The sequence below is a fragment of the Streptomyces sp. NH27 genome (assembly GCF_056859195.1).
Map to the genome: position 1 here is coordinate 1 of NZ_JACEGK010000389.1, position 7,517 is coordinate 7,517.

5 protein-coding genes are annotated in these 7,517 nt (G+C 73.6%); 4 read left to right on the forward strand and 1 reads right to left on the reverse strand.

Annotated features, from left to right (window positions below):
• The 3 genes from AC13HU_RS26730 to AC13HU_RS26740 all read left to right on the forward strand — a co-directional run.
• On the forward strand, positions 1-182 hold a 182-nt coding region (locus AC13HU_RS26730), incomplete at its 5' end, for a carbohydrate-binding protein (RefSeq protein ID WP_483044517.1).
• 302 nt (positions 183-484) lie between these two features.
• Positions 485-1,300, forward strand: a complete 816-nt coding sequence (locus AC13HU_RS26735; protein ID WP_483044518.1) for an SAM-dependent methyltransferase — start codon at positions 485-487, stop codon at positions 1,298-1,300.
• 272 nt (positions 1,301-1,572) lie between these two features.
• Positions 1,573-3,930 (forward strand): putative bifunctional diguanylate cyclase/phosphodiesterase, encoded by a 2,358-nt coding sequence (locus AC13HU_RS26740; RefSeq protein WP_483044519.1) that lies wholly within the window; start codon positions 1,573-1,575, stop codon positions 3,928-3,930.
• Positions 3,931-3,994: 64 nt separating this feature from the next.
• Here AC13HU_RS26740 and AC13HU_RS26745 read toward each other — a convergent pair whose 3' ends face one another.
• The gene (locus tag AC13HU_RS26745) at positions 3,995-5,797 is read right to left on the reverse strand and encodes a serine/threonine-protein kinase (protein WP_483044520.1); all 1,803 of its coding nucleotides are present in this window, start codon (positions 5,795-5,797) and stop codon (positions 3,995-3,997) included.
• 320 nt (positions 5,798-6,117) lie between these two features.
• Here AC13HU_RS26745 and AC13HU_RS26750 point away from each other — a divergent pair, with 320 nt between their 5' ends.
• Positions 6,118-7,293, forward strand: a complete 1,176-nt coding sequence (locus AC13HU_RS26750) for an acyl-CoA dehydrogenase family protein (protein ID WP_483044521.1) — start codon at positions 6,118-6,120, stop codon at positions 7,291-7,293.
• Positions 7,294-7,517: the final 224 nt, after the last annotated feature.

Consider the following 7,517-nt stretch of genomic DNA (forward strand, 5'->3'; position numbering starts at 1 on the left):
CCACCCCGCCTGGCGGCGGCGACTGCGCCTGCGGGGCGGGCTTGAGCGCGTCCGCCGTCTACCACGGCGGCGACGAGGTCTCGTACGGCGGCCACAAGTGGCTCGCCCAGTGGTGGACCACGAACGAGCAGCCCGGCACCACCGGTGAGTGGGGTGTGTGGAAGGACGAGGGCGCCTGCTGAGGCGCCGGCAAGGGCCGGTGGCCCTGTCGCAGCACTGATCCCAACGATTTTCGTACGCTAAGGTCGGGCCCGTGGCGCTCCTGCGCCACGGGCCTTTCCGGTTGGGTGCGCGTCTCCGCACGTGCGCGTTTTCGCAGATGCACATGCCGGTGGTAGCTGACCAAAACGGACCTCGTATTTCCGGTTATGTGCTTCACTCCGAACATGTGATCAGTAACCTCGGTTGAGCATCCGGGAGTCTGCCCGATCCGGCTGTGCCCGCCTGCCGTGTCCGCACTCCCCCCGATCTGGAGACACCGACCGTGACCGACCGACCGTCCTGGGCCCCACAGGGCATCGACATCACCGTGCCGAGCGTGTCCCGGATCTACGACTACTTCCTGGGCGGCTCGCACAACTTCGAGGTCGATCGGGAAGCGGCTCGGGTCGCGCTCAGTGCACTCCCCGGGATACCCAAGATCGGTCAGGCCAACCGGGCGGTCATGCGCAGGGCGGTGGGCTTCGCCCTCGACCGCGGGATCACCCAGTTCCTGGACATCGGCTCCGGCATCCCCACCTTCGGCAACGTCCACGAGGTCGCGCAGGCCGGCCACCCCGGCGCCCGTGTCGTCTACGTCGACAACGACCCGGTCGCCGTCGCCCACAGCCGCGCCGTCCTCACGGGCAACGACGATGCGACGGCCATCGCCGCCGACCTGCGCGACCCCCGGTCGATCCTCGACGCCCCCGAGACCGGCAGGCTGCTCGATTTGTCCCGGCCGGTCGCACTGATGCTGGTGGCCGTCGTCCACTTCCTCTCCGACGACGACCGCCCCGCCGAGCTGATCGCCACCCTGCGCGACGCGCTGGCCCCCGGCAGCATCGTCGTCATCACCCACGCCACCACCGAGTACGGCCCGACCCCGGCCGGCCAGCGCAACGTCCAGAAGGTCTACCGGCGCACCAGCACCCCGCTGATCATGCGGACCGCCGCCGAACTGGAGCCCTTCTTCGACGGCTTCGAGATCGTGCAGCCCGGCATCGTGCCGCTGCCCTTCTGGCGGCCCGACACCCCGCCGGCCGACGATGACGACCCGTCGGTTCTGCACGGCCTCGCCGGTGTGGGGCTGAAGGCGTGACCGCCGAGCCGGCCGCGGCCGGGGACGCAACGCGCCGGACCGGAGCCGAGCCGGCGGCCACGAGACCGGCGCGGGCCGGGACCGGTGCCGGGACCGGTGCCGGGCCCGCAGCCGCGGGCGGGAGCAGTACCGTTGCCGCAATCGGAGCCTCCGGCGCCGCAGCAGCATCCGGCAGGAGCGGGACCTCCACCGCAATCGGAGCCCGCGCCGAAGCCGACGTCGAAGCCGAAGCCGGCGTTGAAGCCCGCGCCGAAACCGGGGCTCGCGCCGAGGTGGAAGCCCACGCGGAAACGGAAGCCTCCGCCCAGGCGGAGGCCGACGACAGCCTGCGCCGGTTCGCCGCCATATGGAGCCGCGCGGTCTACCCGCTGACCGCCACCTCCATGACCCGGGCCGAACTGGAGTCGTACCTGCGGCCGTTGGCCCGCGTGCTCAGCGACGCGCTGCGCGCCGACCGGTTCGACCCGCGCGCCGCCGTGCCGGTCGGCGCCGCCCTCGTCGACGCGCACTGCACCGACCCCGAGGCGCTGCCCAGCATCCTCGGCATCATCGACGCGTACCTCGTGCTGTACTGCCCGCCCGGCGGCGGCCTGCCCGCCGACGAGGCGCGCGCCCGCTGCTCCCGCCTCCAGCACGCCGTCGCCGTCGGGTTCTCCCAGGCACTGCGCGAACGCACCCTGAAGGAACAGGAGTCGATCTCCCGGGCCGCGCTGGCCGCCCAGGCCGACGCCGAACGCGCGCTGGCCGCAAGCGAGGCCCGCTTCCGCGCGGTCTTCGAGGGCGCCTCCGTCGGTATCGGCATCGCCGACGTGGAGGGCCGCGTCATGGAGGTCAACGACGCGCTCAGCCGGATGTTCGGCGGCGAGAAGCACGTCATGCAGCGCACCGTCTCGGAGTGGGCCCACATCGACAACCCGGCGACCACCGCGGCCCTCAACGGCGAGCTGGTCCGCGGCGAACGCGACAGCTACCACATCGAGAAGGCGTACCCCCGGGCCGACGGCTCCGTGCTGTGGGCCAACCTCCAGGTCTCCCTGCTCCGCGACGCGACCGGCAGCCCCCAGTACCAACTCGCGCTGCTCGAGGACATCACCGAGCGCCGCCAGCTCCTCCAGCGACTGCGCCACGAGGCCACCCACGACGCCCTCACCGGCCTGCCCAACCGCGCCCTGTTCTTCGAACGACTCGACCAGGCACTCGCCCTGCCCGCCGTGCCCGCGACGCCCGAGCCGAACGCCGCCGACCAGAACGCCGCCGAGCCGAACACCGCCGACGGCGGCAACGGCAGTACGGGCGACCGCGATCCGGGCGGGACCGCTGCCTTGGACACTGCTGCCTTGGACACCGCCACCGCCACTGCCATCGCCACCGCTGCCGCGACCGACCGGGCGACCGACGACGGCACGGACGCGGGCCGCCGGATCGGCCTGTGCTACCTCGACCTCGACGGCTTCAAGGCCGTCAACGACAGCCTCGGCCACGCGGTGGGCGACCAGCTCCTGGTCGCCGTCGCAGACCGGCTGCGGGACTGCCTGACCACCCCCGACCAGCTCGTGGCCAGGATCGGCGGCGACGAGTTCGTCGCCCTCTACACCGACCCGCCGAACCTGGCGGCCGTCACCGATCTGGCCGGCCGCATCCTGGCCGCGCTGTCCGCCCCGGTGCTCCTGGACGGCCGCGAACTGCCGGTGCACGGCAGCATCGGCATCGTGCTCACCCCGACCGCCTCGCACGCTGCCGCCGACGTGCTGCGCAGCGCCGACATCACCATGTACCGGGCCAAGGAGCTGGGCGGCAACCGCTACGAGGTCGCCGACCCCGACGCCGACGCCCGCGCGATCACCCGGCACAACCTCACCAACCGGCTGCCCGGCGCGCTGGAGCGCGGCGAGTTCTTCGTCGAGTACCAGCCGTTGATCGGGCTGAGCGACGGTCTCGTGCACGGCGCCGAGGCCCTGGTCCGCTGGTGCCACCCGGTACACGGCGTGCTGGGGCCGGATCGTTTCATCCCGCTCGCCGAGCACACCGGGCAGATCGTGCCGCTCGGCCGCTGGGTGCTGGAACAGGCCGTCCGGCAGGCCGAGGTGTGGCAGCGCAACCACCAAGGCGCGCGCGCCCCCAGGGTGAACGTCAACCTCTCGCCGATCCAGCTCCACCATCCCGACCTGGTCGCCGAGGTGACCCGGGTGCTGGACGACAGCGGGCTCGCCCCGGAGGCGCTCTGCCTGGAGGTCACCGAGAGCGCGCTGATCGGCGCCGACCAGGACTCGTTGAAGCCGCTGCGCCGGATCGCCGACCTCGGCGTCGAGATCGCCCTGGACGACTTCGGCACCGGCTACTCCAACCTCTCCTCGCTGCGCTGGCTGCCGGTCAGCGTGCTCAAGCTCGACCGCGCGTTCTCCCGGGGGATGAGCCACCACCCCGCCGACCCGGTCGACCTGAAGATCGTCGAGGGCATCGTCTCCCTCGCGCACGGCCTCGGCCTGTCCGTCACCGTCGAGGGCGTGGAGACCAGCGCCCAGGCCGACTACCTGCGCGAGCTGGGCTGCGACACCGGTCAGGGCTGGTTCTACGGACGCCCCGCCCCGCCCGAGCAGTTGGGGACCCTCCTGCTCGCCGACGCCAGCTGAGCACAACTCGCGTCGGCGGCAGGCTGGTTGCTGGTGCCGGTCAGGTCGGTTCTGCTCGGCGAACCTAGTTCTGCTCGGCGAACGTGGTGGGCGCGCCCAGCGACAGACCGCTGTAGTCGGTGAGCCGCAGCGTGTTGCCGCCGCTGTCGAGGCTGAGGGTGTAGATACGGCCCTGAGTGCACACGGTGCCGCTGGACGGGTCGGACGGGGCGCTGGCCACCGCCTGGAAGATCATGGTGGAGGCCGCCTCTTCGGTGAGGCTGAGCGTGTCGGTGCAGCCGAGGTCCTGGCCGGAGAGCACGCCGGTGACGTGGGTGACCTCCTTGCCGACCACGCTTCCGCGGGCGCCGCCGGTCAGGGTGATGGTGACCTCGGTCTTCCCGGTGACCGAGGCCAGGCCGGGACCCACGCCGTACCAGGTGCCGACCCAGGAGGCGGGCAGCTTGTCGTCCGAACCGGAGCCGGAGCCGCCGGAGTTGCCGGTGCCTGTGTCGGCGCCGGTGGAGCCGCCGGTCGTGCTGGTTCCGGCCGTGGTCGCGGTCGCCGAGGTGGTGGGCGCGTTCGCGTCGGAGCCCTGGTCGTCGGAGCCCGTGTGCTGCCGCCAGCGGTGCACGGCCAGGGAGCCCACGACCACCAGGACGACGGCGACCGCCGCCGCGACGACGACCCCGGTGCGCCGGCTCCCGCCGCGGCCGGAGCCGGGGCCGTTCGGGCCGCCGGACGAACCGTGGGCGGGCGGCGGCCCCGACGGGCCCTGAGCCGGCTGCTGAGGGCCCGGCTGCGGCCCCTGATAGGCCGGGTGACGGAACGTCGTGGACGCCGGGCCGTACGGCGTGCTGGCCGCGACCGGCGGGGCGCTGGGCGCGGGCGGCACAGGCGGAGCAGCCGTGGGCGCCATGGCGGGCTCGGCCGTCGGCCCGGCGGGGTACGCGGCCGCGTCGGGCGCCGGGGTCTCGCCCAGCGTCGCCCGCATCTCCTCCTCGCGGGCGGCCAGTTCCTCGCGCAGGCCCGGCGGCAACTGCCCGGACCAGGGCGCCGGCGCGGCGGCCCCGCCCGGTCCGCGCAGCAACTCGGCCGCCCCCAGGGCGGTCGGACGGTCCGTCGGGTCCTTGGCCAGCAGCGCGGTCACCGCCGGCAGCAGCGCGTCGGGTACGCCGGTCAGGTCCGGGTCCTCGTGCACCACGCGGTACAGCAGCGCCGGTGTCGAGGCGGTCTCGCCCGGGTGGTTGAACGGGCCGCGCCCGGTCGCCGCGTAGACCAGCACCGCGCCCAGCGCGAACAGGTCGCCCGGCTCGGCCGAGGCCCCGGAGGTGGCCTGCTCGGGTGCCAGGTAGCCGGGCGAGCCGATCATCGCGCCGGTGCTGGTGTGCCGGGTGTCCTCCGCGGCGCGGGCGATCCCGAAGTCGATCAGCAGCGGGCGGGGCCGCGGCAGCAGGACGTTCGACGGTTTCACGTCACGGTGCGCGAGCCCCGCGTGGTGCACCGCGTGCAACGCCTCGCACAGTTCTGCGCCGAGCGCCGCCGCGCTGTCGCCGGACAGCGGGCCGTGTTCGCGGACCCAGTCCGCCAGCGACGGCGCGGCCACGTACTCGGTCGCCAGCCACTGCGGGCTCGCGCCGGCCGGGGAGTAGTCGACCACGGCGGCGGTCCACGGCGACCGCACCCGGTCCGCGTTCCTGATCTCCCGGGCGAACCGCTCGCCGAACGCCGGGTCCAACCCGAACTCCGCGCGGACCGTCTTCAGCGCCAGCGGCCGCCCCGCGACCGTGCGGGCCAGGTAGACCTGCCCCATGCCGCCCGCGCCCAGCCGTGCGAAGAGCGGATACCCGCCCACCGACCGGGGATCGGCCGCCCCCAAGCTCTCCATGCGCAGCAGAGTACGTGGCCCTTCCGCTTCGTTCGCCGGCATCCGCCCGGATCGCCCGCGCCGCCCGGACCACCCGGGCACCGAACCAGGGGACGCGGCCGCCCGCCCGGGCGGTTGCGGACCCGGTGGGGCTCTCGTGGCGCGGAATCGCCTGTGACGCGGGCGCCGCCATACGGCATACTCCATCCGCCGGACCCGTTGATCACCGTTGCCGCAACCCGGCGTGGGAGACAGCGACGGGAACGGGGTAGTTCTCACCGGACGGCTCCACCACACCCAGGCGAGGGGCCGCCGCCACCCCACAGGGAGGATGTGCCGCCATGCCCCAGCAAGGCCCGCAGCCGGTCGAACGGCAGTTGCCCACCGACGAGGCCCGCTCGCTGCTCGACCTGACCCGCGACCTCGCCCAGCGCGAGATCGCGCCCGCCGCCGGCGCGGAGGAGGACGCCGGGCACTTCCCGCGGGAGACCCTGGCCCTGATCGGCCGCTCCGGGCTGCTCGGCCTGCCCTACGCCGAGGAATACGGCGGTGGCGGCCAGCCGTACGAGGTCTACCTGCAGGTGCTGGAGGAGTTGGCGGCCGCGCGCCTGACCGTCGGGCTCGGCGTCAGCGTGCACACCCTCGCCTGCCACGCGGTGGCCGCGTTCGGCAGCAAGCAGCAGCGCGCCGACCAGTTGCCCGCGATGCTCGGCGGCGAGCTGCTCGGGGCGTACTGCCTGTCCGAGCCGACCTCCGGTTCCGACGCGGCGAGCCTTCGCACCCGGGCCGTGCGCCACGGCGACTCCTGGACGATCGACGGCACCAAGGCGTGGATCACGCACGGCGGGTTCGCCGACTTCTACACGGTGCTGGCCCGCACCGGCGGCGAGGGCGCGCACGGCATCTCCGCCTTCCTCGTACCCGGCGACGCGCCCGGGCTGAGCGCGGGCGCGCCCGAGCGGAAGATGGGCATGAAGGGCTCGCCGACCGCCCAGATGCACTTCGACGGAGTCGAGGTGGCCGACGGGCGGCGGATCGGCGAGGAGGGCCAGGGCTTCGCGATCGCGCTGGCCGCGCTCGACGCCGGGCGGCTGGGCATCGCCGCGTGCGCGATCGGCGTGGCGCAGGCCGCGCTCGACGCCGCGGTGGACTACATGGGCCAGCGCCGCCAGTTCGGCCGGCCGATCGCGGACTTCCAGGGGCTGCGGTTCATGCTCGCCGACATGGCCACCCGGGTCGAGGCGGGCCGCGCGCTCTACCTGACGGCGGCCCGGCTGCGCGACGCCGGGGAGGACTTCAGCGCGCGGGCGGCGATGGCGAAGCTGTTCTGCACGGACTCCGCGATGCAGGTCGCCACGGACGCGGTCCAACTCCTCGGGGGCTACGGCTACACCGCGGACTTCCCGGTCGAGCGGTACATGCGCGAGGCGAAGGTGCTCCAGATCGTCGAGGGCACCAACCAGATCCAGCGGATGGTGATCGCGCGGCACCTGGTGGGACCCGAGTCCCGCGGTTAGTGCCGCGGAAGCACGGCCCCAGTGCCCCTGCGTATGTGCGGCTCCCCCGTGAAAGAACGGCCGGCACCCAAAGGGCGCGGGGGAGCCGTGCGGAGCCCTAGTACTGCAACCGCATCTGCCGTGACAGGTGCTGGATTGGCTCGTTGTTCCGACTGTGCGATGAATCGTTGACGGTTGAGCAGGTCGAGTCGTGGTCCGAGGGGATAGCCGGGTTCCATGCCCGG